Consider the following 24,668-nt stretch of genomic DNA (forward strand, 5'->3'; position numbering starts at 1 on the left):
TTGGAGTGTGGATGAAAAACTGGAAACTGATTCTGCCGCTTATGATGAGCGGCAGTTTAATTGCTTGTACGTCAACTCAAACGACGCAGGAACCTGTTGAGCCAGAGTCGCCAAAGGTCGAAGAGCCCGTTAAAGTCGAGCCAGAAGTGAAACCTGATGTAGATCCAAAGCCAGAGGTGGAGCCCAAACCAGAAGCGAAACCTGAGAAAAAACCGGAACCAAAGCCTAAGAAGCCAGTCAAGGTCACAAAAACACCCGATGGCATGTTAATTCTTGGTTCTGAAGAATGGGTTTATGTTCCTGAAATTGACCAGACTTTCAAGGCTAGAGTCGATACAGGTGCGACAACATCATCAATTAGTGCGACTGACATTGTTCCGTTTGAGCGTGATGGTAAAGACTGGGTTAAATTTAAGATAGATTTAGGTGACAAAGACACCAAAGAATTTAAAGTACCCGTTGAGCGCTGGGCTAAAGTTAAGCAGTCTTCGTCAGAAGAGGTGGATAAACGAGCGGTGGTAAAAGCCTACATTACCGTTGGGGATCACAAAGAAAAGACAGAGTTTACGTTAGCGGATCGCGGACATATGACGTTTCCAATTTTGCTTGGTCGAAGCTTTTTTAGAGATATCGCCGTTGTAGATGTATCGAAAAAATATGTGCAAGATAAACCTAAAAAAACCGCTAAAAACTGATGTATTACAGCTAGTTTCTGCTACAAGCTAATGATTCGTGATTAACAAAAAATGGCCTCCAAAATTGGAGGCCATTTTTATTGAATCATATGCTTGCTTGTGATGCCCTGGTAGTCATAGTCATGTCCACTAAAATGCAAAACGAGCAGACATTACAATTTGCTGGCCATAGACACCATTATTTTTGAAATCTGCACCAAGCGATAGTTGCTGAGTTGAGTGGAATCGTGCGCCCAGATTGTAAATGGTGTTCGAATCGTCATTATCTATGATTTGGCCGATACGGCCATGTAGCTCAACATTTTGCATAAACCAAATACGAGTGCCAATATTCACTTCCGTGCGCCACTCGTCGCCCACTTTATCACTGCCGTTCTCTTTAATGTTGTGTACCAACATTTGGCCATAAATATCTGCAAATTGGCCTGCTGGCCCATTAAAGCCTATACCACCAGCAATGTCCCAGTCTCCGCTGAATTCACTGTCTGCGCGAGCAATGAAATGGGTATTCTCTGTAAAGTAGGTATTGAACTCGCCACCAAATGTACCAGGGCTAGTGCCCATGCGAAATTCCATCGTGTTGTAGTTGAAATTATTTGCGTGTGCGGAAAGTGGCAAAATAGCACACAAACCAAAGGCTGCAACCTTTAGAGCTTTACCTAGCATGGTGTCTCCGGGCAAGATGATTAAAATGAACAAAAAAATGGTCTGCAAAAAGCAGACCAAGATTGATAAAGCTATCATTTTAAGTGCTTGCCGTCACTATTTAGCTGTAATCGTCACTACATCATGTTGATATGCACAGCAATCGGGGTTTGTTTTACATGACCACGAGTTGTTCGACTTCAATCTCTGGTTTGTTCCCGCCTTCAAATTCGCCAAACAGACGGACTTTAGTCGTGTGATCAATCGGAGTATTTAGCTGAATATCGTCATCGAGTTCGACCATCACTTCACCGGAACCATCGCTAAAGACAAACTTATCCGCGCGAACTTGACGCAATAAGTTACCTTCAACGACCACATCTTTTTCAGTAAACATATTGGAGTCGTTTAGCAAGGCATCCAATTTTTCCACAGTGACAGGACCGTTAAACTGCAAGTTTGATTGGTTTTGAGCGTTATCTTTCGCGAACGCGATAGAAGGAGCAATAGCTAAGGCGGCGATTGTTGCGATAATTGTATTCTTTTTCATGTTACATCCTCATCGGTTTGTTTTGATGGGGTCATTAAAACAGGGCTTGTTTGAACCAATGATGATTTCAACATTCATATTCTATTCATTTGCTTGAGTAAGTGGGGACGATGACGTTATGATTGTTCATCTTCCTCTATTCCTTACAAACATTCATGAAATCAGCGATCCCATCTTTAATGGTTCAAGGCACCACTTCGGATGCCGGAAAAAGTGTCCTTGTGGCAGGTTTATGCCGTGTATTAGCACGAAAAGGGATAAATGTTGCCCCATTTAAGCCACAAAACATGGCACTAAATAGTGCGGTAACCAAAGATGGCGGTGAAATAGGTCGAGCACAGGCCGTTCAGGCACAGGCGTGTAATATTGAGCCAACTGTACATATGAATCCGGTTTTAATTAAACCTAACAGTGATACAGGTGCTCAGATCATTTTGCAGGGTAAGGCGATTTCCAATATGGATGCGGCTGGCTTTCATGATTACAAGAAAGTGGCGATGGACACGGTGTTAGATTCCTTCTCTCGTCTGACTCAAGAATTTGATTCGATCATTATCGAGGGCGCGGGGAGTCCTGCTGAAATCAATTTACGAGAAGGCGATATTGCAAACATGGGTTTTGCTGAGGCCGCTGATGTACCAGTGATCATTGTTGCTGATATTGATCGTGGTGGAGTGTTTGCACATTTGTACGGAACACTTGCGCTACTTTCTGAATCTGAACAAGCGCGAGTAAAAGGATTTGTTATCAACCGTTTTCGAGGTGATATTCGTTTATTGCAATCGGGCCTCGATTGGCTAGAAGAAAAAACAGGTAAACCTGTACTTGGTGTACTTCCTTTTCTCCATGGTTTGAATTTAGAAGCAGAAGACGCGATCACTGCGCAGCAAGAGTTGCACTCTGAGGTAAAACTGAATGTTGTTGTGCCTGTTTTAACCCGGATTAGTAATCATACTGATTTTGATGTGCTGCGATTGAATCCAGACATCAATCTACGTTATGTAGGTAAAGGCGAAAAAATAGATAAAGCCGACCTGGTTATTTTGCCTGGGACCAAATCAGTGAGAGACGATCTGGAGTATCTAAGAAGCCAAGGGTGGGATAACGATATCTTGCGTCATATTCGTCTTGGTGGAAAAGTGATTGGTATCTGTGGCGGCTACCAGATGCTTGGAAACTTGATTGATGATCCAAACGGCGTCGAAGGCCAACCAGGTCAAAGCGAAGGACTTGGGTTGCTTGATATCACTACGACGCTAACTAACAGCAAACAGCTTACAAACACACAAGCACAGCTTTCTCTTAACGGCAAAACAGCCAATGTAAAGGGTTATGAAATCCACGTAGGGCGAAGTGAAGTACGGGGCCTGCAACCTCTTACATTCAGTTCCGGTGAAGCGGAGGGGGCGATCAGCGAGTGTGGCCAAATCATGGGAACCTACCTTCACGGGTTCTTTGACGAGGCAGATGTCTTAAGCCTGGTATCAGAATGGGTAAACGGCACCCAAATCAAACAACAAGACTTTGAAGAGTTAAAGGAGCAAGGCATTAATCGCATCGCAGATGCGATAGAACAACATATGCGCCTTGATTTTTTGTTTAAATAGCACATTAACTGATTGAACTTTATATTCAAATAACCTGTTCTTTCGCTTGCCTTGTATTGGAGTATCTCTATGAAAGCATGGAAACAGCATGCTTGCCTTGCGGCAGTATTAAGCATTTCATTTTCAGCAAACGCAGCAACGAACCTAAAAGTGTATGCAGCCTCTTCTATGACGAATGCGATTAACGAGATCGCGCAAAACTTTGAAGAAAAGTATGACGTTTCTATCACTCCCGTTTATGGTGGTTCTTCTTCTATCGCTCGACAAATTATCAATGGCGCACCAGCGGATGTATTCATTTCTGCGAACACGAAATGGATGGATTATTTGGTCGATAAAGACGTCATTTTTCGTGACAATGTCACAAATCTAGTGCGCAATAGCTTAGTGTTGATTGCTCCCCAGTCTTCAGAATTAACCTCATTTAACTTTTCTGATGCAAAGGCATGGGAGAAGGCATTGCATGGAAATCGTCTTGCTTTAGGCAATCCGACGTCAGTACCTGCTGGTATGTACGCGAAAGAGTCATTGACTACACTGGGTGTATGGAAAGCGGTTCAAACTCACGTCGCACCAGCAAAGAATGTGCGCTTAGCTTTGGCGTTGGTTGAACGTGGAGAAGCGCCTTTAGGTGTGGTCTACAAAACCGATGCTCAGTTAACTGATAAAGTCAAAATTGTCGGCGAATTTGCGAGTGATACGCATGCGGCTATTGTGTACCCGGCTGCAATTGTGAATGATTCTACTGAGTCGGAGCAGTTCTTCCAATACCTAAAATCGGACGAAGCCGCACGCGTTTTTGCTCAATATGGCTTTCAGCAATAAACCGGCCTTCAATTATAGGAACGAAGCGTGACAGAACTGGAATACCAAGCCTTAATGTTAAGCCTCAAAGTAGGCGCGTACGCAGTACTTTGGCTGATTCCTCTCGGCGTTTTTCTTGCTTGGCTACTTTCTCGAAAAACGTTCTTTGGTAAATCGATTCTCGATAGCTTAATTCATTTACCACTGGTATTGCCGCCAGTGGTAATCGGCTATTTATTGTTGATTTCTTTAGGACGACAAGGGGTCCTTGGAAAGTGGCTCTATGAAAACTTAGGGGTAGTATTTAGCTTTAATTGGAAAGGGGCAGTAGTCGCTTGTATTGTCGTGGCTTTGCCTTTGATGGTTCGTTCAGTACGCTTAAGCTTAGATAGCGTCGACCCTAAATTGGAGCACGCAGCCTCTACGTTAGGCGCTTCTCCTTTAAAAGTGTTTCTCACCATCACGTTACCACTGACCATTCCCGGAATTATTACGGGCACGATGCTGTCATTTGCTCGTAGTCTTGGCGAATTCGGGGCGACGATCAGTTTCGTCTCTAACATTCCGGGTGAGACCCAAACGATTCCGCTGGCAATGTACAACTTTATTGAAACGCCAGGTGCAGAAATGCAGGCGGCTCGTCTGTGTATCATTTCTATCGCGTTAGCCTTGTCTACATTAATGATCTCTGAATGGCTAAATCGTAAAGCGGCAAGCAGATTGGGTGCGAAGCAATGACGATTAAAGTCCAATTTAAACAAATGCTTGGTGAGACTGACTTCGACATCAAACTTAAGTTACCCTGTAATGGAATTAGTGCCTTGTTTGGACGATCTGGTGCAGGTAAAACGACGTTGATTAACATCATCAGCGGATTGGTCACTCCAAGGCAAGGGTATGTTGCGGTTGGTGAGCATGTTTTGTTTGACAGTGAACAGGGAATCAACCTACCAACGCACAAGCGTGGTATTGGTTATGTGTTTCAGGATTCACGTCTGTTTCCTCACTATTCGGTTCAAGGCAATTTGTTATATGGCGTTAAAGAAAAAGATGACGAGTATTTTGATGCAGTCACCGAACTCTTGTCTATCAAACCGTTACTAAAGCGCTTTCCGGTATCACTTTCTGGTGGTGAAAAGCAACGTGTTGCGATTGCGCGCGCATTGCTATCTAAACCCAATTTGCTTTTGATGGATGAGCCACTTGCCTCACTCGATATGCCAAGAAAGCGTGAGGTAATGCCTTTTCTTGAGGAGTTGTCGGAGAAGGTAAATATCCCTATTATCTATGTCACACACAGTCTCCAGGAAATTTTAAGGCTTGCTCAGCACCTTGCAATTATTGACCAAGGTAAAATTTCGAGTTCAGGTAAGCTTGAGGAAGTGTGGGCTTCTCATGCTATGCGTCCATGGCAATCTTTCTCAGATCAAAGCAGCTTATTTGAAGGCCGGATTGCTGAACATCATGCACGTTATGCACTGACTTGTATCAGCCTTGCACCTAATGTATTCCTGTGGGTGCAAAAGATCGACGGAACACCAGACACGCCAATACGCTTGCAAGTGCGTGCCAACGACGTTTCTATCACGCTCGAGCAACCCAAGGCGACGTCGATTCGAAATATTTTGCCTGCTATTGTCGATTCCATCGAGGCGTTTAACGCAGCCGATGACAAGCAGAGTATTAATGTATCACTCAAGCTAGACGAGAAATGTTATTTGTGGGCAACGATCACACCGTGGGCCCTTGATGATCTCAACCTAAAAGTTGGTAGCCGTGTTTTTGCACAAATTAAAGGTGTCAGTGTGACACAAAAAGATATGGCACTAGCGCCTCATTAACCGTTTAGACTGATTTACGCTTCATGATCAAAAAAGGCCGCAAAGTGCGGCCTTTGTTACTAGAAGAATGTCGGAATTACTTCGCGAATACTTCTTTGAATTCACGCTTAAGAAGTGGGTCACGACGTGCTTTCTTAAGTTGCTTAACCATGTCTTTCACACAGTTGTGAAGCACATTATCAAGTAGTTGAGCACGGTATTCTTCTTTATCTTCATCTGTCATGTTTTCTGGCAGATTAAGAGTCGGAAACTCTTCCATCACATTAATACCAGCGAATGCTTGGCCTACAGAAACTAGAGCATGAAACTGTTCAAAGTTGTCTAGAATGTTCTGTGCACTTGCTGGCATTTCGTCCCATGATTCACGTACCGCTTCTTCAGACACTTCATGGATAGAGGTAACCATTTCGAACATTTGCTCTGGAACTTCGTCAAATTCGATAACTTTACGTAGCTCTGGAGAAATGCTGGCTAGATCGATTTTTTTGCTTTCGCTGTTAGTTGCTTCTGACATGGTGTGTCTCTCATTACAAAAAGGCGGGAATATTAATACCAAATGCATCAAATAGCTATACCCATTAATCCACAAGATGACCAAAGTGAATGAGTTTGTTGAACTTCTGCTCACAGGCCATGATTAGATAGGGTAACGTCCAGTCTAACTGCTTTATGCAATGGATTCCGTGATATTCAAACAAAAATATAGCACTTAATTATGAGTCGAATGCAACAACTCTATGAGTATGGTATATGTTTAATAAAGACATAATTAAAAATGGAACGCGTTATGCAACCGACAGGGACATCGATGCGAATCCTTCTGGTTGACGATGTTCAGCTAGACAGGATGCAGTTGGCTATTCGTCTAAAGCAACTTGGACATATTGTAAAAGCCGTAGGTAGTGGACTAGAGGCGTTAAATACCTACGAGAGTTTTGATCCGGAACTGGTGTTACTCGATATATCAATGCCAGATATGAACGGTTTTGAAGTCTCTCTTCATATAAGAGAAACGTTTCCGGATTGGATCCCTATTATTTTCTTGAGTAGTCACGAAGAGCCAGAAATGATTGCTAAAGCCATAGACGCGGGCGGTGATGACTATTTAATTAAGCCGGTAGATAAACTGGTACTGAACTCTAAACTTATCGCAATGCAGCGTATTGCTCATATGAGACGAGAGCTTAAGCAAGCGACAGCTCAATTGGAGCAAGTTAATCAACTTTTGACTCAGCAAGCGAATGAAGATGGCCTAACCAAACTCTATAACCGCCGTTATATCGACCATAAGTTGGAATCGATGGTTGCATGGCATGGCCGTCACAATATGCCAATGGCTTTGATTCTATTGGACGTCGATTTTTTTAAACCGTTTAATGATAATTACGGTCATATTGAAGGCGACCGTTGCTTGCAAGCGATTGCGAATCAACTAAAGGCGACGTTTTGTCGCTCTGGGGAATATGTAGGTCGATATGGTGGAGAAGAGTTTGTTGTGTTGCTAGGGTGTACCGACACTCAAACAGCAGAAAGAGAAGCCGAGCGTATACAAGAGGCTATGTATTTTCTCGATTACCCACATGAGTATTCTAGTGTGTCAAATAGAGTGACAGTGTCACAGGGCGTTTTTGTTTTTCAACCAACAGGGAAAGAAGTGCAATCAGACTTGTATGCAACCGTTGATAAAGCACTATATACATCAAAATCTTTGGGAAGAAACACACATACTGTAGTTAATTCTTTTTAAAACAAAGTCTTATGAATGCCACTTTTTTGTTGCGTTGTCACGTTTTGGTAATTCTTTTAAAGTTAACTCAAAGTAAGATAGGCAAACAGTGCGAACGGAATGTCGCAATCGGGCGTATACCTTATACCTTTGATTAGATAGATAACATCGGGATAGTGGCAACGATGAGTGCAGTTATTATGCTGATGGGGAAGTTCGGTTTTGTTTTAAACCCAGACAAGCTTGTTAACTTTCACGATTGGTGAGGGTCTAACGAAGCTTTATGCAGTTACGTCCGGCCTTTTTCGCTTTGTAAAGTGCTTCGTCCGCTGATTTAATAACGTCCAGAGGAGCTTGCCCATTCCGGCTATCAGCAACTCCGAAACTTGCGGTAACAAAAACCGACTTTCTTTTCGAACTGTTGCTACCACGACGTTTTTGTCCTTGTTTATGGTTCTCAGGGCGAGATTCTTCATCGCGTAATATCATCTCGTATTCTGCAATCGATTTGCGAGATTCTTCCAAAAAGTTCTTACATTCGTCAGCGTATTTGCCTTTAAAAACGATGGTAAATTCTTCTCCGCCAAATCGATAAACTTTTGCGCCGCCTGGGGTTTTAGTGAGGCGCGAAGCGACCATTTTTAGAACGTCATCACCAGTATCGTGACCGTAGGTGTCGTTAAACTTTTTAAAATGGTCAACATCAAGCATTGCGATCGTGAACTTCTTACCCATGTGTTTTAGATCGAGATCAAGTGCACGTCTGCTTGGAATCAGCGTTAGGCTATCGGTGAAAGCCAGTTGATGGCTAGCGGAAGCGGCATAAATAATGATAAGCAGCCCTGTTAGCGTAAACATGGTGCTTGATATGTACTGCACATCAAAGAAAATGAACGTCGCAGACGCCAATACCATGGCAGAGTAGGTCATCGCATGAATAATTTCATTCTTCTTTAAAACAAGGATTCCAAGAAAACAGACAATACCCACGCAATATAAAACAAGAATTAAAGGCAGTTTAGAGACCGTAGGTACAATAAATAAAATACCGCTTGTCCATTGTTCAAACCCTCCTTCAACGTAATATGCTAGCGTTAGATAAGACCAAAGAACGAACATTGCTAACATCAAGATGTAAGTCAACATGGCTCTAGAGTCAAAACCTTCTTTACTAAACAAAAATACCGTAAGAAACGAGACAGGAAGTAACGTGGTTAAAATGGTTAGCTCAAGTAAAGCGGTACCACTTTGAAGCGGGACTTGTAGGCGGTGCTGTATCACAAAATAGGCTAGCAACATTGCCAAGCACACCATGGACTCTCTGCCTTGCTTAAATGAATAACAAAGGAGTAGCGCACAACCTAATAGTATGTACGGCAAGTTTGCGGCAATGCCCCAGTTTGCCTGAGTCATCTGAATAATGCTGTCCATGCCCGAACTCACTATGCCCAGTAGCAAAAAAGGGAATAAGAATCTGAAGCCTGATGAAGTCATTGACGATGAGGACATCTATTACAAACTGCCTGAAAATAGTTGACTATATAATTGGTTAGGTAAATCGTTTTATCAATATGGATATTTATCCGTTATTGAATTTCGAACTTTGAGAACTAGCAAGAATACGTCTATTTGTTCCTTTTCCCAAGTATTTTGGAAGACATTACGGCAAAAAGAGAGAGATTGATTAAATTAAGAGCAATCAATAAGTTGTTATAAACAAGTCGTTGCTATACTCATTTCATAGGAAAAAGGAGATTTACAGATGCAGATAAGCTCAGATGTGCACAATTACATGGAAACATTAGTAGGCCAGGTTCTCAGTTTGCCCGAATTTTTAGAACAGTATGACAACGAACAGTTAGCCGATATTGCTTGCCTTGCGCTTATCCAGCTCAAGCCTGTCTATATCCGTCATGATATTGATTTTTTGTCTTCACTTCCTGAACAAAAATTAAGCCAGTTTAAGCAAAGCGCGGATATAGCGGTGAAAAACGCCGCAGAAATGGTGAAAGAAGACAGGCGTAAGAACCGAGAGTATGATGTGCCTGTAATTTTTTCCCATACTAGTTATGATGATGACAAAGAGTTGGATTGGTATGAAAAACCGATCCTTAACGTTAATATCAAGTAAGAGTCGCTCAGTTGACTAGTGAGTTGACCCAAGGAGGAATCGTGGGATTTTTTTCGCGTTTGTTTGGTGGTAGTGAGAAAACCGCTGAAGCTAAAACTATCGAGCCAGTTGAGTATAAAGGTTTCTTTATTTACCCAGAGAGCCTTTCAGAGGGCGGACAATATCGCATCGCTGGTCGAATAGAAAAGCATGACAATGATGAAGTGAAAACACATCGGTTTATTCGCTCCGATTTACTTGGCTCAGAGCAAGATGCCAATGACCTTATGTTGAAGAAATCTCAAATGTTTATTGATCAAATGGGCGATAAAATCTTCGACTAGCAATTTACTGCAATTTGATTCCAGTCATCTTAAAAAGAGCCATTAGTGTATATGCTAGTGGTTCTTTCTTTTTAACGCTTAAATCTCTGTTAAGTCAGTATTTAATCGTTACCTGGTTAGACCTCAGTCTAGTACGGTGTTGCGTTGTTATTTTTCGAGCACAGAGCGACAATCATTCATTACTTAGCGTTATATGTAATGAAATTTAGTATTTAAATTACAAAACACTTGAAGTAATGAGACGCGTTCGATACAAACAGAATAATAACAGGGCTGTTAGTCAAGGTGTTATTGTGCAAATGGGTGTCCCCAAACATCATCTTTCGTTTGCAATTGTCTTGCGTGGTAAACAGATAGAAATAAAAAAGAATTAGAGTAGAGCGACGCTCTGTTTTGGGACTAATTTATTGATATGTATACAAGGAGTATGCGTTTTGCAAATCGGTGTACCTAAAGAGATACTCGCGGGTGAATCGCGAGTGGCTGCATCGCCGAAGTCGGTTGAGCAGTTAATAAAATTGGGATTCGATGTCGCGATTGAATCCCAAGCGGGGGTGCTAGCGAGTTTCGATGATGCCGCTTATGAAGCAGCTGGTGCGAAAATCGTTTCTAGTGAAGAAGTTTGGGCATCTGGCCTTATTTTAAAAGTTAATGCGCCAATTGTGGATGATGAGCAAGGCATTGACGAAATTGCGTTACTGCAAGATGGATCAACACTGGTTAGCTTTATTTGGCCGGCTCAAAATGCTGAGTTGATGGAACAACTTTCAAGTAAGAACATTAACGTTCTTGCCATGGATTCCGTTCCTCGTATCTCACGTGCACAAGCCTTAGACGCGCTATCTTCGATGGCTAATATCGCTGGTTATCGTGCAGTGGTTGAGGCAGCTCATGAGTTTGGTCGTTTCTTTACAGGTCAAATTACGGCTGCCGGTAAAGTACCTCCAGCGAAAGTATTGGTTGCGGGTGCTGGCGTCGCTGGCTTGGCGGCTATCGGTGCTGCAGGTAGCTTAGGTGCCATTGTCCGTGCGTTTGACGTCCGCCCAGAAGTAAAAGAGCAAGTTGAATCGATGGGCGCTGAGTTCCTGACCGTTGACTTTCAAGAAGAGTCAGGCTCTGGGGATGGCTACGCAAAAGAAATGTCTGATGACTTCAACAAAAAAGCGGCAGAATTATACGCAGAGCAAGCTAAAGATGTTGATATCATTATTACGACCGCGCTCATCCCTGGTAAACCTGCGCCGAAGTTGATCACCAAAGAAATGGTCGACAGCATGAAAGCGGGCAGTGTAATTGTTGACTTGGCAGCCGCTAATGGCGGTAACTGTGAATATACAGTGAAAGACCAAGTTATCATGACGGATAACGGGGTAAAAATTGTTGGTTACACTGACATGGTTGGTCGTTTGCCTACACAATCTTCTCAGCTTTACGCGACAAACCTTGTTAACCTTCTAAAACTGCTGTGTAAAGAGAAAGATGGCAACATCAATATTGATTTTGAAGATGTTGTTATCCGTGGCGTTACCGTGGTGAAAGAAGGTGAAGTTACTTGGCCAGCGCCACCAATTCAGGTTTCAGCTCAGCCGCAAGTGAAACAAGAACAGCCTGCGAAGCCAGAGCCTAAAGTAGAAGAACCTACGTCTCCAACGAAGAAAATTATTGGTGTGGCAGCGGCTGTTGGAGCCTTTGCATGGGTTGCATCGGTTGCTCCGGCAGCGTTTCTTTCTCACTTTACTGTATTTGTTCTAGCGTGTGTTGTCGGATACTACGTAGTATGGAATGTTACCCATGCACTTCATACTCCACTAATGTCAGTAACGAATGCTATCTCTGGCATTATTGTCGTTGGTGCATTACTGCAAATTGGACAAGGTAATGGCGTCGTTTCGTTCCTATCTTTTATTGCCGTATTGATCGCGAGTATCAATATCTTCGGTGGTTTCACCGTCACCAAGCGTATGCTTGAAATGTTCCGCAAAGATAAATAGGAGTCACAATGTCTGCAGGATTAGTACAAGCAGCTTACATTGTTGCTGCATTATTTTTCATCATGAGTTTGGCGGGGCTTTCAAAGCAAGAGTCTGCTCGTAATGGTAACTACTACGGTATCGCTGGTATGACGATCGCGCTGATAGCGACGATCTTTAGCCCAGATGCGCAAGGTTTTGGTTGGATCATTATCGCGATGGCGATAGGTGGTGCGATCGGTATTTTCTATGCGAAGAAAGTAGAAATGACCGAGATGCCAGAACTGGTTGCGATTCTACACAGCTTTGTAGGTTTAGCTGCGGTTTTAGTTGGCTACAACAGCTACCTAGATGCGCCAGAAGCAGCAACACATGCTGAGCATGTTATCCACCTTGTAGAAGTATTCTTGGGTGTGTTCATCGGTGCCGTAACTTTCACCGGTTCAATTGTCGCATTTGGTAAGCTGCGTGGTGTGATTTCTTCGTCGCCACTTAACCTGCCTCATAAGCACAAAATGAACCTCGCAGCGGTTGTTATTTCTACGCTTCTTATGATCTACTTCGTAAAAGCAGATGGCAGCATGTTCGCTCTTATTGTGATGACTTTGATCGCGTTCGCATTCGGCTACCATTTAGTCGCTTCAATCGGTGGTGCAGATATGCCAGTTGTTGTCTCTATGTTGAACTCATACTCAGGTTGGGCAGCAGCGGCAGCAGGTTTCATGCTAGCAAATGATCTATTGATTGTAACAGGTGCTTTGGTAGGTTCATCAGGTGCGATTCTTTCTTACATCATGTGTAAAGCAATGAACCGTTCGTTTATCAGTGTTATTGCCGGTGGTTTTGGTCAAGAGATAGTGATTTCAGGTGACGAAGAGCAGGGCGAATATCGTGAAACAACGGCTGAAGAAGTTGCAGAGATGTTGAAGAACTCAAAATCAGTAATCATCACTCCAGGATATGGCATGGCAGTAGCTCAGGCACAATACCCTGTTCATGAAATTACTGATGTACTTCGTTCACAAGGTATTGAAGTTCGCTTTGGGATTCACCCAGTAGCGGGTCGTCTACCGGGGCATATGAATGTGTTACTCGCTGAAGCAAAAGTACCGTATGATATCGTTCTTGAAATGGATGAAATCAATGATGACTTTGCAGAAACCGATACCGTATTGGTTATCGGTGCTAACGATACGGTCAACCCAGCCGCACTGGAAGATCCGAACAGCCCAATCGCTGGTATGCCCGTATTGGAGGTATGGAACGCGAAAAACGTAGTGGTATTCAAGCGCTCAATGAACACTGGTTACGCAGGAGTACAGAACCCACTGTTCTTCAAAGAAAATACATCAATGCTATTTGGTGATGCGAAAGAAAGTGTTGAGTCTATTTTTAAAGCACTTTAACCATTCTTGATTTAAAACTATACAGGGTCAGCAATCGCTGGCCCTTTTTTGTTCCGTTTCAATGTTATAGTAATGCAAATCCTTCTGTTAGCAGATGTCAATTGCTTGTAGATTGATGTATAGTTTTGGCTAATGTAACAAGTGACGGTAACAGTTTGATTAAAAAGTTTTTGCTCGGTTTTGCAACTGTATTGCCGCTTTTTTCGGCACCTGCATTTTCCGATTCACTACCAGAAAGAATAGATACGTTTACAGAGCTATTTAACTATGAAGTAGCTCTTAAGTCGTACGATATTCGTATTCTGCAATCAAATTATCCTACCAAGTTACTTGCGCCAGATTCGCTTCTGCCGCAAACGTCTGACTATCCGTTAAAAGATATCCAACAGCTTTACAGCTTGGCGAATACTTGTCGTGGCAAATTACCATTAAGTCCTTTAATTACTGAGCCTTTAGTATTTACAAGGGCGATTTGTAAAGGGACGCAGCTGACACCTCGTTGGTTCTCGCGTAGTGGTCTCATTCACCCTGGTGGTGGGACGTATGCGGCACGTTATGTGGATAAGTATCCAGAACTCAAACCCAAACTATCTCAGTACATGCATATAAAAGAGCGTGATAACGAGGAAGGGGATGAGTTGCTAGAAAGCTTGAAAAACATGGATGACGACGCCATTAATGCTTTGATTGCAGGCGCGAGCATGTTTATTGAAGGTAACGAACTTTGGTTAAGACGTGGTGACCGTTACTTTGTTTTCGAGAAAGATATCTGGCAAGAGAACGTAGCGAATGCGGGTCTGTCATACGCTCTAGCCTCTCAAAGCAAAAGTTGCTTTGTTAAACGAGGCAATATTTGTTGGGATGTAGAAGATCACTCGCAAGTTTTGCGGATCAGTATGATCATACTGGTAATCGCCAATATTCTTTTGGTGATTGGTTGGGCGGTGTACCGTTGGAATAGCAAGCGAGAAGAACTACGTAGTAGAATGCTCGTGTTGCAAATTTTAACGCATGAGCTCAGAACACCGATTGCATCTCTGTCACTAACGGTTGAAGGCTTTCGTCGAGAGTTCGAGCATTTGCCTGAAAGTGTGTATGACGAATTCCGCAGATTGTGTGAAGATACGCGCCGCCTGCGTCAATTGGCAGAAGCGAGTAAAGATTATTTGCAATCTGATAACCAAATGCTTGCAACAGACTGGGTACCATCCGTTGCAGATTGGTTAGAATTTAAGATCGAAGAAGAATTTGATAGTGCCGTGCTTTTTAACATCAATGAAGATGTGGCTGCTAAAGTTAATGTGTACTGGTTAGGAACTTGTATCGATAACTTGCTTCGTAATGCGCTTAAGTACGGTGTCGCACCGGTTGAATTGGATGTCTCAACTAGTGAAGAAAAAATAGTATTCCAAGTCCGAGATGCAGGAGGCCTAACGGCTAAAGATTGGGCAAATTTGAAGAAACCGTTCGTAAGTAAGAGCGGGTTAGGACTTGGATTAACAATCGTTGAATCTATGGTAGGCCGCATGGGCGGAAAAATGTCCTTAATGGGACCACCTACAACTTTTATATTGGAGATACCTTGTGAAACAGACACTGCTTCTCGTTGAGGACGATAAAAACTTGGCTGACGGCCTGTTAGTAAGCCTGGAACAAGCAGGATATGAGTGTTTACATGTGGAGCGTATTGCAGACGTAGAGCCACAATGGAAAAAAGCTGACTTGGTAATTCTCGATCGCCAACTCCCAGATGGTGACTCTGTACAATGTCTCCCAGAATGGAAACAGATTAAAGACGTACCAGTTATCTTGTTAACGGCACTTGTTACCGTAAAAGATAAAGTTGCAGGCCTTGATTCCGGCGCGAACGACTACTTAACAAAGCCTTTTGCTGAGGCGGAGCTTTTTGCGAGAATCCGTGCACAGCTACGAGCACCGGATTCAGCAGAACAAAGCAACGCTGATAAAGTGATTACAAAAGACTTAGAGATTGACCGCTCGACTCGTGAAGTGACTTATAAAGACGAGCTAATTACGCTTACTCGAACAGAGTTTGATTTGCTGCTATTTTTGGCGTCAAACTTAGGTCGCGTGTTTACTCGTGATGAGCTACTTGACCACGTTTGGGGTTACAATCACTTCCCGACAACACGTACGGTTGATACACATGTACTACAGCTTCGTCAAAAACTGCCAGGACTGGAAATTGAAACACTTCGTGGTGTTGGCTACAAGATGAAAGCATAAGTCGTAATGAAAATACTACTCCCTGTAGTTGTCTCATTAGCGTTAGTGAAACCAGTCCATGCGATGGACTGGTTTCAAACTAACACGCCTTTAACACAGGCACATCAACACTTACTTGAAGATGATCTTGCGGGTATGTTCAACTCTCTTGTTGAACTCTGGCAAACGGAACCAAGTAAAGATTTGACTCCTCACCTTAATGATCTTCTTGGTCAGTCACTATCCAAAAACTGTGGCAAGGCTCTCACTGGTGTAACGCTGCCTGATTGGATAAGTGGTGTGAACGTTATTCGTCAGACTATTCAAAGCCCTGGGCGAGATACATTTAGATTGGTGATCAAGCTAAGAGCTACAACTGACATCGAAAATATTTCATTTAATCGATGGGTGGATGATTCTATATCCGCGGACAGTTCATTCAGCTATGAACAACAGCCGAACGGGACAGAACTTGCCAACGAGCGTAGTTACTCGAAACGCTATAACTTAACAGGCAAGCTTGAAGCTGGTTTATATCACTTAACCGTTGTTTCTACTGATAAACAAGAGTATCGAACTTGGGTAATACTTGGAGATTCAAACTCTTCTCAATATGTTCGTTGGACATCTAAAGAGAATTGGAAAGTAGAAAAGAGCGCACTTCGTAATCCCCATTGTCCATTACCGCAACTTGAAGTTGGTTTGTATGACTACATTGATGGCCAGTACGAGCAAATGTGGAAAAAGACTTATGAGTCTAACTATCCAAATTCATTGGAGCTAGCGGGTGTCCCAAACGATAGATACGTATTGGCGGTAAGTATCAATAGTCGCCGTTGGCAGGGCGATATAATTGTTGAGCAGGCTCAAACTATTAGCCGAACCTATGATCTTTCCCAGGAAGAATAGTTAAAGAAATACTACTTGTGCCGATAAAGGTTCAGGACGAACTAAAATCACAAGTGTAGTATGAAAAACAAATATAAAATTCTTGCCACTTCTGTTGCTACTATTCTTTTCGCTAATGCTGCTTCTGCTGCTACTTATGCGATAGAGGCTCGTAGTGATGCAATGGGTGGCGTTGGTACCGTATCAGCAACTTATCTAACTGCGCCTTTTTTCAACCCCGCTCTTACTGCGATTTATCGCCGAAATGACGATGCAGGCATGATCGTGCCAAGTTTTGGTGGCAGCTACGATGATCAATATGATCTAGTTGATGAGATCGAACGCATCAGCAAATTGACAGACGTCGATGAAATCAAAAAATCGATGGATGCTATCGATGGGAAAAAGACAGACTTTGATCTTGGTGGTGTCGTTGCCATTGGTATCCCCAACAAATTCTTATCTGCAACTGCATACGGTAAGCTATACACTGAATCATTCGTACAACCAAATGTTGATACCTCAGGTACTAATCCATTAGATGATAGCTATGTACAAGGTGTTTCTATTGGCGTGGCTGAAGCTGGTATTTCACTTGCTAAATACACTAATTTCATGAACCAACACCTTTCTTTTGGTGTTACTCCTAAACTTCAGCGTATATACACATACTCATACGCCACGAGTTTTCAGAATTTTGATACTAAAGACTTACGTGAAAATGAGACCGCGGAAACGATGTTTAACTTAGACGCAGGCGCACTTTGGTTCTTTGGCCCATATCGTCTCGGTATTTCAGCGAAAAATTTGATCGGAAGAGACGTTAAAACAAAATCATTCCAATATGGCAGCGATACGATAAAATCATACGAATATAGCATGCGTCCTGTATACACCGTTGGGGCAGGGATTGTTGCCGATTACTTTACGATGAGTGTTGACTACGATCTTAACGAAGAAAAACGTTTTTCATCCTTTGATGATAATACGCAAATGATTCGAGCTGGTATTGAGTTTGATATTTTGCGTCAAATGGCATTACGAGCAGGGTATATGAAGAACTTAGCTCGAAGTAATGACGAAGGAACCATTACTGCTGGTATCGGGTTGTCCCCACTTAAGTTGTTCGAATTGGATATCGCAGCTCAGTACACAAACGAGAACGCTATGGGTGCATCCATTAATTTCCTTGCTACCTATTAATTGAATCGTTATAGTCAGCTCCTCAAAATGAGGAGCTTTTTATGTTTGACGATTTACCCCCTCTATCTCACCAAGAGCAACAACAAGCTGTAGAGAGAATTCAAGAATTGATGGCGAAGGGCACAAGTACTGCAGAAGCTATCAAAATTGTTGCCGAACGGATTCGTTCTGAGTACGCAGAAAAACAACAGCAACAAAACTAATCAATTCATGGACAGGGCATACGCCCTGTTTTTTGCCTTTCTATTTTCTATTCCTTTACACTCCCAAACACCACCCTGGTTACGCTGTAACTAAAATTTACTATACCTATATGATTTTAATCTTGTTCAATTGCCTTTAAGACTAAATAGCGAGTTAGTAAAATTTTACTTAATCTAGTTAACCTTATTTTTCGCAGTACAGGTAATTAGTCATTTTTAAAGAACTAACAAATTAAACTCAATAATATCAATTATTTACTTCGGTCATTTAATCTGTCAACCATATTGGTAGTGATTGATCTGGTAATTTAATTACAAAGTACGAGAGGGCTTCGTTCCCAGGCAGAGGATTATGCTGAAAAAAGAAAAAAGATACACCGTAACTTATAGCGGTAATTAAACTAGACTTATTAAATAAGCGATATAAGAACAGTAAGCACTCGCAGACATATATAATAGATGAATCGAAGTTCATCTTATTGAGCTGCTTTTTTAGCCGAAATACGTCTCCTGGATTTGAGCGGAGCGTTACATATTGAACACGCTTAACCTAAAGTAGTTTTACTAAACTAGGCGACGTTGAAGTGGGTAATATGAAACCTCAAGAGTAGTAGAAATCAAGAGCAGTAACGCCTATTACAACGTAACGTTTCCTGACGTCCTTCCTGTTAAATAGTCCGATAATTAGAGAAGAAATTGGAAAAACATCGTTGATCTTTGGATGAGTAGCAGTAGTTTTGATGTTGTGTTCGCTCTATGTGGACTAGACTTAATATGAGAACAAAAACTAACCAAGGGAGGAATGATGGGTTACAAGCATGTTTTGGTTGCTGTCGACTTATCTAAATCTAGCCAAGCCGTTATCGAAAAAGCAATAATGCAAGCAGATAACTCAAGCAGCAAACTCTCATTTGTTTACGTAGATGTTGATCGCATAGTCATGGAAGCTAAGGAAGAGCAAGAATTGGAAAGAAGGCTGCAAGAGCTCGCTGATAAATGCTTATACCCAGTAAACGAGACCATGGTAGTAATCGGCGATCTTCATATAAAACTATCGGGAATCGTCAAAAAAGAGGGGATAGATTTAGTTGTCTGTGGTCATCATCACTACTTATTGAGTCGCTTTTTTTCATCGATACCAAAGGTTGTGAACGAAGTTGAAGCTGATTTATTAATCGTCTATTTAGACGAGTGATCGACAACTCTTGTTCGCACTCATCATTTTTTGTCACTAAAAAGCCGAACTTTTATGTTCGGCTTGGTGTATCGGTGATAATAAAAGTTTTTAGCCAGGAATGATTGATGCCTCATGAGATAAAACAGATGCAGACTCCGCGTTTGACTGCAGATCAAAATGTACGTTAACTTGCACGCCTTCTCGCTCAAAAGTGACATCATCAAAATCGGTCATAGCGATTTTGAATCCATTTCTAGCAAAAAAGCCAGTCACCATAGTTCGCTGCTTAATTTCTAATGCAGACGCGAGTAGCTTATCCATGGCATTCTCCTTAGTTATTGTGGGGATATGGGTAGAAGATACACATAGACTGGTATGAAATCAATTTTATATAAAGTTGCTTTTGATGAAAATTTTAATGTAAGTCAATCTATCGTTTACCCCACGTGATTTATTCCACGCAAAACCTTGATAACAAGACGGCAGAGCATCTCACATTGTGATAGCAAGCATAAAGATGGGGGTGTTAATAAATACCGCCGAAACAATATGTTACAAAGATTAGCGTTAGGCCTAGTTGAGTAGACAACGCAAAATTCTAAATCTGAACAACCGCCCTAAAATGACTCACTCTTCAATACTTGTGATAACTCAAACCTAATAAAAGTAGATATCTCAGCTAGCTTTCTTGGCAAAGGGTTTTGATAAGGGTAGGCAATATACATGGAACGTTCTATATCAAAAGTTTGCGATATTCGGATGTTTTTGTCTATATAGTTACTTTTAATAAGATAGTTTGGAATGACACCAACCCCAACTCCCTCAGAAACAAAGTTTATTAAAATAGAGGTGTTATCAACTTCGATAACATCAGTATATTGATTTTTAATTGATTCCTTATTCGAATGATGTTTGTAGATTAATAGTGTATTGTTGTTGGCATTACTTACCCTAGATATCAAAACATCACTATAGTCACCAATTTTATGTGCAATAAGAGTGTCATCAATAACATTATTAAGCCTAATCGCTAAATCTACGTTGCTTTCTAATAAATTTTCTACATTGTTACTTGTCGATATTTCAAAATCAACTTTTGGATATCGTTCTTTTAAGTCTTTAAGAACAGAACCAAAAATAGAAGAGGCTATAGAGTTGGGCATTGTGATTTTAAACTTTCCATCAATGCATTCACTCAACGAGCTAGCTCTGTAATTTAACTCGTGCAAACTCTCTAACGTCTTAATAGCAAGCTCTCTAATGCTTTCGCCATGATCAGTTAAAACGAGTTTCCTTGTTGTTCTGTGGACGAGTGTTACGCCAAGTTGTTTTTCTAATGCTGCTAGCTGCCTGCTGACTTGAGCTTTAGACTTTCCAAGTTCTTTTGATGCCTCTGTAAGAGAGAGGTGTTTACAAATGGCTGCAAAGCAGATCAGCTCATTGTTCATCAATTCCATGATTGTTACCTTTTTGCAACTCTGAGTCACGTTGTCTTTTAACTGCTGGGAAAGTATAACTTGCATCATCGGAGGGGGACAATGATATTTAAAAGCCGCCATGAAATAATGGCAGACTACTATCTTAATAAACCTATATTGGATATTAAGTTAAACCGATATCCTGAAGAAATTAACTCAATTGGATTAAATATAGAAAGTAAAGATTTAAAAATAAAGAATTTGTCTCGTGAAATTACTAAGTTGGATTCGGGTGATTTAATTGTTGATTGTGCATCATTGATAATGACTCATTACATATCTAAAAAAGTAATAATAAAAGTTGAAATTGATTTTTTAAATTATAAAGTTAAACGTGTAAGGATATTAAAATATGAAGACTGCAATACAAAATTCGAAAAGATCTGTTTATCAGAAAGATACATTGTATAGAATAATAAATAATATTAGTACTTTGTATACCAAATCACTAGTAAAATTAGGTGAAGAGTTGAGAATCCATCATTGCAAACATAAGATTAATGTAAGAACCACTAACGAGTTGAGTGAACATATGAAGAAAGATCTAGGTATAGATTGAAAAGTAGAGAGTTTACATCTGTTAGATTCCTTGTTCCTATAAAACTAATGTAGTACTTACACGTTTGGGTTAAGCAAATGCGTGTCCATGTTGACTCATATTGAATGAGCAAGATGCAGAACCAACGTGTACAGTGTTGAACGTAACCCAAGATACAATGAAGGAACTTAATCAGCCACACGGTTTTAAAGTTGATGACTGGTTATTATCAAGTTGTCGCTGTGGTGAAATCGAAGTTCACGGTCCATACAAGACAGCTGATGAGGCTTGCAAAGCAGCAACAGCCAAATACGGTGTAACTAAACTGACTTCACCAATGCTAATCTTCTAACTCTTAAGTTCGTATTATATGTGTTATGTTAAATATGTTGGGGTTCTTATTAGGTTCATGAGTTACTCTAAATCAAGGACTTACCTACCACATTAATTGCCTGCCAATTTATAGTGATGAGTTTACGATAACTTCATAAGTAATCGTTATGTCTTTTTCTTAAGTTCATAGTTCGAGAATTTAACAGTATTCCGATTTACCATAAAATAGCTAATATCGACCTATCAATCTACGATTGCTTGCTCTTCAATTAGCAACTTATAAAAAATGGCGTCTATTTCTTTAGACGCCATTTTTGTTTACTGGAAATATTAAATTAGCCACCGGCTAATTTGACTGTCATACCTTTCTTTTCAAGATGTGCCTTGATCTTGTCTCTAGCATCACCTTGAATCTCGATATTGCCATCTTTTACAGAACCACCACAGCCACAGACTTTTTTGAGTTCTGCCGCTAATAACTTTAAAGGTGCATCATCCAAGTCTAAACCTGTAACAATGCATACGCCTTTACCTTTACGGCCTTTCGTTTGGCGCTGAATCCGAACAACACCATCGCCTTTAGGGCGAGATACTTTTTCTTCTTCCGGTTTAATTCGACCGGTTTCTGTTGAATATACCAGAGTCATTCTATTGTTTCTTTTGTTGTTGAGCTTGCATCGCTTTTTGCTTTGCAACCAAATAAGCTTCGATATGGCGTTGAATAGCGGCTTTACTGCCCTTAATCAGTTTACCATTAAACATACAGTACCAAGAGTTAGGTTGGCCTGTATCGTTTTGAATAGTATAGCCGTTAAAGACCTCTGATTTTGCAACACCAGTTTGCTGCACTCTTTGTCCGAGTGAAGCAAACTCTTTGGGATCAATAATCGATGCGGTGTCACACCACCAATCAATGCTTTTCTTTACCGCCGTCAAACTGCCCTGTAAAACGTGGTTCTTGATTTTAACCTTCCAAACACTGCCATCTGATCCGACTGACTGCAGGTTAAAACCTCTATAATTTGAAATCGCCATACCACTGAGTCATCTGTTTAATGCGTTGATATAATCATAATTGCTACTGAGCAATATTCAAATACGGCTTGAATAATCCTTGCTCTAGAAAACAACTTGTATCATAAAACGCGTCTCGATAACGTTAATCACTTTGCACTGTTTATACAATCTTCCAAGAACTCATGAAATTTGTGCCCGTTGTTTTGAAGCATTTTAGGGAACATTGAGATCGGAGTCATTCCTGGAAATGTGTTTACTTCGTTTAAGTAAATCTCATCATCTTCCGTTAGGAAAAAGTCGATACGAGATAAATGACGAAGATTCATTTGTTTAAATACCGTCTCTGACGCGTGTTGGATGGAATCTAATTGTACTTGAGTTAGATTCTTCGCCTCAACTTCTGTGAGCGAGTGACTTGAACTGCTGTACTTTTCATCGTACGAGTAAAAAGCACCATCAGGCGCGATGACCTCGCCTGGCTTAGTGATATGTAGTTGGCCATTCATCTCATATGCAGCAATTTCAAGTTCTCGAGGTTTTACTGCTTTCTCAACCAACACTTGGTCAGAAAACCCAAAAGCATCATTTACTGCATTAGAAAGCTTGTCTTTTTCTGTGACACTGTAACAGCCAACGGAAGAGCCTTGGCGAGCGGCTTTAACAAAAACTTTTCCCCACTTTTCAAAGGCTTTATGAGCTTGAACGTGAGCTTCTTCATCGTTTCGCGTTAAGAATAAGTATGGCGTATTGGGTATGCCGATAGCGTCGTACCAAAGCTTAGATGTGATTTTATTGAAACTATTGCTACTCGCTTCTGGCCCGCAGCCAAGATAAGGAATACCTGCGATTTCAAACAGAGATTGAATGTCGCCTGTTTCGCCAGGAAAACCATGTATACAAGGCACGATGAAATCAATGGTTTGATTAGATTCACTTGAGCACAACTGCTTGGTATTGAGATCCAAGTAAACCAACTCACCTTGGTTGGTCATCCAACCTTCGTTTTTTATTTCTACGCGTGTAACGTGAACGTCTTCAATAAGATTTAGTTGTTGTTCGACAAAGTTTGCAGACAATAATGAAATCTCGTGCTCAGAAGAGCCACCGCCGCATAGTAAAAGAATATTTTTAATCATGAATCCATCTTTCCGTGACCTACAAAAGATACTATTTATTATGATAAACCTTTGAAGTGTGACGTACAGTAATTTTAATGTGAGGAATGTTGTTCGAATAGGATTTGAGCAAATAAATAAGGGAGCTATTCGCTCCCTTATTTGATGTGTTAATTTAATTTGTTAAGCGTTGGGTAAGCTGAGTTTTTGATTGCATCAATGCTTTTAACAAATGGCCTTAACTGCTGAAATTGAGCTGGCAAAGTCGAAATCGCTTGCTTGGCTTCTGCGCTTGTTGCGTAGTCTCCGTATAAAACTGAGAACCACTTAGTACCGTTTACAACTTTGTAGTTTTCCCAAATTGGCTGACCGTTCTGTGGCAGCTTATTTGCAAACTGATCGACTTTAGCTTGGCTACCCACAGCTGCGACTTGAATGGTATAGCCGAATCGTTGAATGCCAGCTTGCTTTTTACTTGGTGGTACGATCTTAACTGGCTTCGCCTGCTCTTTTGGCGTTAGCTTGACTACTTTCTTTTCTTCAGGCTTTGCCGTCATTTTCACAACAGTTGGTTGTACGTCTTTTTCTACTACAGCGTTTTCAGACGCCATAATTGGTTTAGAGATACGATCTGATTTGTAGTCCTCTCGGTAACTTTCTGAGGTCACATCCGTGATGTAAGTTTCAGATGCACAAGCAGAAAGCAGAACTGACAAGCCGATGATTGCGATTTTTTTCATGAAGTAACAAATGCTCTGGATAAATATTACGATAAATCATGCCGATAGCAGG

28 protein-coding genes are annotated in these 24,668 nt (G+C 41.3%); 18 read left to right on the forward strand and 10 right to left on the reverse strand.

Going from position 1 to position 24,668, the window contains the following annotated elements; all coding sequences use genetic code 11:
- The first annotated feature begins 11 nt into the window (after positions 1 to 11).
- Positions 12 to 695, forward strand: a complete 684-nt coding sequence (locus R7P36_RS17715) for an ATP-dependent zinc protease (protein WP_005388032.1) — start codon at positions 12 to 14, stop codon at positions 693 to 695.
- Positions 696 to 824: 129 nt separating this feature from the next.
- Here the strand turns inward: R7P36_RS17715 and R7P36_RS17720 are convergent, their stop codons facing one another.
- On the reverse strand, positions 825 to 1,361 hold the full coding sequence (locus tag R7P36_RS17720) for a hypothetical protein (protein WP_017634623.1): 537 nt from the start codon (positions 1,359 to 1,361) through the stop codon (positions 825 to 827).
- 154 nt (positions 1,362 to 1,515) lie between these two features.
- Positions 1,516 to 1,890, reverse strand: coding sequence for a YgiW/YdeI family stress tolerance OB fold protein (locus R7P36_RS17725; RefSeq protein ID WP_005376220.1), 375 nt, complete (start codon positions 1,888 to 1,890; stop codon positions 1,516 to 1,518).
- 155 nt (positions 1,891 to 2,045) lie between these two features.
- Between R7P36_RS17725 and R7P36_RS17730 the strand changes: the two genes are divergently transcribed.
- From R7P36_RS17730 to modC, 4 genes are all read left to right on the forward strand, one after another.
- Positions 2,046 to 3,497 carry a cobyric acid synthase gene (locus R7P36_RS17730; protein ID WP_047101159.1) on the forward strand — a complete coding sequence of 484 codons (1,452 nt, stop codon included), beginning with the start codon at positions 2,046 to 2,048 and terminating at the stop codon, positions 3,495 to 3,497.
- 69 nt (positions 3,498 to 3,566) lie between these two features.
- Positions 3,567 to 4,322, forward strand: a complete 756-nt coding sequence (gene modA, locus R7P36_RS17735; RefSeq protein ID WP_017634622.1) for a molybdate ABC transporter substrate-binding protein — start codon at positions 3,567 to 3,569, stop codon at positions 4,320 to 4,322.
- Between the two features lie 27 nt (positions 4,323 to 4,349).
- Positions 4,350 to 5,039, forward strand: coding sequence for a molybdate ABC transporter permease subunit (gene modB, locus R7P36_RS17740; protein ID WP_054575444.1), 690 nt, complete (start codon positions 4,350 to 4,352; stop codon positions 5,037 to 5,039).
- Complete coding sequence (gene modC / locus R7P36_RS17745; RefSeq protein WP_085569024.1) at positions 5,036 to 6,142, forward strand: molybdenum ABC transporter ATP-binding protein ModC; 1,107 nt, start codon at positions 5,036 to 5,038, stop codon at positions 6,140 to 6,142. The genes modB and modC overlap by 4 nt, the downstream gene beginning before the upstream one ends.
- Positions 6,143 to 6,218: 76 nt before the next feature.
- Here the strand turns inward: modC and R7P36_RS17750 are convergent, their stop codons facing one another.
- The gene (locus tag R7P36_RS17750) at positions 6,219 to 6,656 is read right to left on the reverse strand and encodes a DUF3069 domain-containing protein (protein WP_005376232.1); all 438 of its coding nucleotides are present in this window, start codon (positions 6,654 to 6,656) and stop codon (positions 6,219 to 6,221) included.
- Between the two features lie 273 nt (positions 6,657 to 6,929).
- Here R7P36_RS17750 and R7P36_RS17755 point away from each other — a divergent pair, with 273 nt between their 5' ends.
- Positions 6,930 to 7,889, forward strand: coding sequence for a diguanylate cyclase (locus tag R7P36_RS17755; RefSeq protein WP_017634619.1), 960 nt, complete (start codon positions 6,930 to 6,932; stop codon positions 7,887 to 7,889).
- Positions 7,890 to 8,138: 249 nt separating this feature from the next.
- Here the strand turns inward: R7P36_RS17755 and R7P36_RS17760 are convergent, their stop codons facing one another.
- On the reverse strand, positions 8,139 to 9,377 hold the full coding sequence (locus R7P36_RS17760) for a GGDEF domain-containing protein (RefSeq protein WP_318122242.1): 1,239 nt from the start codon (positions 9,375 to 9,377) through the stop codon (positions 8,139 to 8,141).
- A gap of 253 nt (positions 9,378 to 9,630) precedes the next feature.
- Between R7P36_RS17760 and R7P36_RS17765 the strand changes: the two genes are divergently transcribed.
- The 10 genes from R7P36_RS17765 (at position 9,631) to R7P36_RS17810 (ending at position 19,413) form a co-directional block, all read left to right on the forward strand.
- A complete protein-coding gene (locus R7P36_RS17765) occupies positions 9,631 to 9,999 on the forward strand; it encodes a late competence development ComFB family protein (protein WP_005376241.1) in 369 nt (122 codons plus the stop codon).
- 41 nt (positions 10,000 to 10,040) lie between these two features.
- Positions 10,041 to 10,322, forward strand: a complete 282-nt coding sequence (locus R7P36_RS17770; protein ID WP_017634616.1) for an HlyU family transcriptional regulator — start codon at positions 10,041 to 10,043, stop codon at positions 10,320 to 10,322.
- 434 nt (positions 10,323 to 10,756) lie between these two features.
- Positions 10,757 to 12,313, forward strand: coding sequence for a Re/Si-specific NAD(P)(+) transhydrogenase subunit alpha (locus tag R7P36_RS17775; protein WP_149192252.1), 1,557 nt, complete (start codon positions 10,757 to 10,759; stop codon positions 12,311 to 12,313).
- Between the two features lie 8 nt (positions 12,314 to 12,321).
- Positions 12,322 to 13,698, forward strand: a complete 1,377-nt coding sequence (pntB, locus tag R7P36_RS17780) for a Re/Si-specific NAD(P)(+) transhydrogenase subunit beta (RefSeq protein WP_005376248.1) — start codon at positions 12,322 to 12,324, stop codon at positions 13,696 to 13,698.
- A 155-nt stretch (positions 13,699 to 13,853) separates the two neighbouring features.
- Entirely contained in the window at positions 13,854 to 15,308 is a 1,455-nt protein-coding gene (gene vxrA / locus R7P36_RS17785) for a sensor histidine kinase VxrA (RefSeq protein ID WP_025767766.1), read from the forward strand.
- Positions 15,283 to 15,945, forward strand: coding sequence for a response regulator transcription factor VxrB (gene vxrB / locus R7P36_RS17790; RefSeq protein WP_005376251.1), 663 nt, complete (start codon positions 15,283 to 15,285; stop codon positions 15,943 to 15,945). Before vxrA ends, vxrB begins: the two co-directional genes overlap by 26 nt.
- Positions 15,946 to 15,951: 6 nt before the next feature.
- Positions 15,952 to 16,833: a DUF2861 family protein gene (locus R7P36_RS17795; RefSeq protein WP_005388048.1), complete on the forward strand. Its 882-nt coding sequence runs from the start codon at positions 15,952 to 15,954 to the stop codon at positions 16,831 to 16,833.
- Between the two features lie 60 nt (positions 16,834 to 16,893).
- Positions 16,894 to 18,015, forward strand: coding sequence for a conjugal transfer protein TraF (locus tag R7P36_RS17800; RefSeq protein ID WP_005388052.1), 1,122 nt, complete (start codon positions 16,894 to 16,896; stop codon positions 18,013 to 18,015).
- 41 nt (positions 18,016 to 18,056) lie between these two features.
- The gene (locus R7P36_RS17805) at positions 18,057 to 18,218 is read left to right on the forward strand and encodes a YoaH family protein (RefSeq protein ID WP_005376257.1); all 162 of its coding nucleotides are present in this window, start codon (positions 18,057 to 18,059) and stop codon (positions 18,216 to 18,218) included.
- 805 nt (positions 18,219 to 19,023) lie between these two features.
- Positions 19,024 to 19,413, forward strand: coding sequence for a universal stress protein (locus R7P36_RS17810; protein WP_053307697.1), 390 nt, complete (start codon positions 19,024 to 19,026; stop codon positions 19,411 to 19,413).
- A 90-nt stretch (positions 19,414 to 19,503) separates the two neighbouring features.
- Here R7P36_RS17810 and R7P36_RS17815 read toward each other — a convergent pair whose 3' ends face one another.
- On the reverse strand, positions 19,504 to 19,716 hold the full coding sequence (locus R7P36_RS17815; protein WP_005376260.1) for a hypothetical protein: 213 nt from the start codon (positions 19,714 to 19,716) through the stop codon (positions 19,504 to 19,506).
- Positions 19,717 to 20,012: 296 nt separating this feature from the next.
- Positions 20,013 to 20,852 (reverse strand): LysR family transcriptional regulator, encoded by an 840-nt coding sequence (locus R7P36_RS17820; protein ID WP_213899898.1) that lies wholly within the window; start codon positions 20,850 to 20,852, stop codon positions 20,013 to 20,015.
- Positions 20,853 to 20,933: 81 nt separating this feature from the next.
- On the opposite strand from R7P36_RS17820, the gene R7P36_RS17825 reads away from it, so the two are divergent.
- The gene (locus R7P36_RS17825; protein ID WP_213899897.1) at positions 20,934 to 21,284 is read left to right on the forward strand and encodes a hypothetical protein; all 351 of its coding nucleotides are present in this window, start codon (positions 20,934 to 20,936) and stop codon (positions 21,282 to 21,284) included.
- Positions 21,285 to 21,589: 305 nt separating this feature from the next.
- A complete protein-coding gene (locus R7P36_RS17830) occupies positions 21,590 to 21,763 on the forward strand; it encodes a hypothetical protein (protein ID WP_250155012.1) in 174 nt (57 codons plus the stop codon).
- A 316-nt stretch (positions 21,764 to 22,079) separates the two neighbouring features.
- Here the strand turns inward: R7P36_RS17830 and yciH are convergent, their stop codons facing one another.
- The 4 genes from yciH to R7P36_RS17850 form a co-directional block, all read right to left on the reverse strand.
- Positions 22,080 to 22,391: a stress response translation initiation inhibitor YciH gene (gene yciH / locus R7P36_RS17835; RefSeq protein WP_005376292.1), complete on the reverse strand. Its 312-nt coding sequence runs from the start codon at positions 22,389 to 22,391 to the stop codon at positions 22,080 to 22,082.
- A gap of 1 nt (position 22,392) precedes the next feature.
- Positions 22,393 to 22,779 carry a DUF3319 domain-containing protein gene (locus R7P36_RS17840; protein WP_005376294.1) on the reverse strand — a complete coding sequence of 129 codons (387 nt, stop codon included), beginning with the start codon at positions 22,777 to 22,779 and terminating at the stop codon, positions 22,393 to 22,395.
- 128 nt (positions 22,780 to 22,907) lie between these two features.
- Positions 22,908 to 23,897: a D-alanine--D-alanine ligase gene (locus R7P36_RS17845; RefSeq protein WP_213899891.1), complete on the reverse strand. Its 990-nt coding sequence runs from the start codon at positions 23,895 to 23,897 to the stop codon at positions 22,908 to 22,910.
- 149 nt (positions 23,898 to 24,046) lie between these two features.
- Positions 24,047 to 24,616: an SPOR domain-containing protein gene (locus tag R7P36_RS17850; RefSeq protein WP_005390018.1), complete on the reverse strand. Its 570-nt coding sequence runs from the start codon at positions 24,614 to 24,616 to the stop codon at positions 24,047 to 24,049.
- Positions 24,617 to 24,668: the final 52 nt, after the last annotated feature.

Origin of the sequence: Vibrio sp. 397 (assembly GCF_033339395.1) — a bacterium.
GTDB lineage: Bacteria > Pseudomonadota > Gammaproteobacteria > Enterobacterales > Vibrionaceae > Vibrio > Vibrio alginolyticus.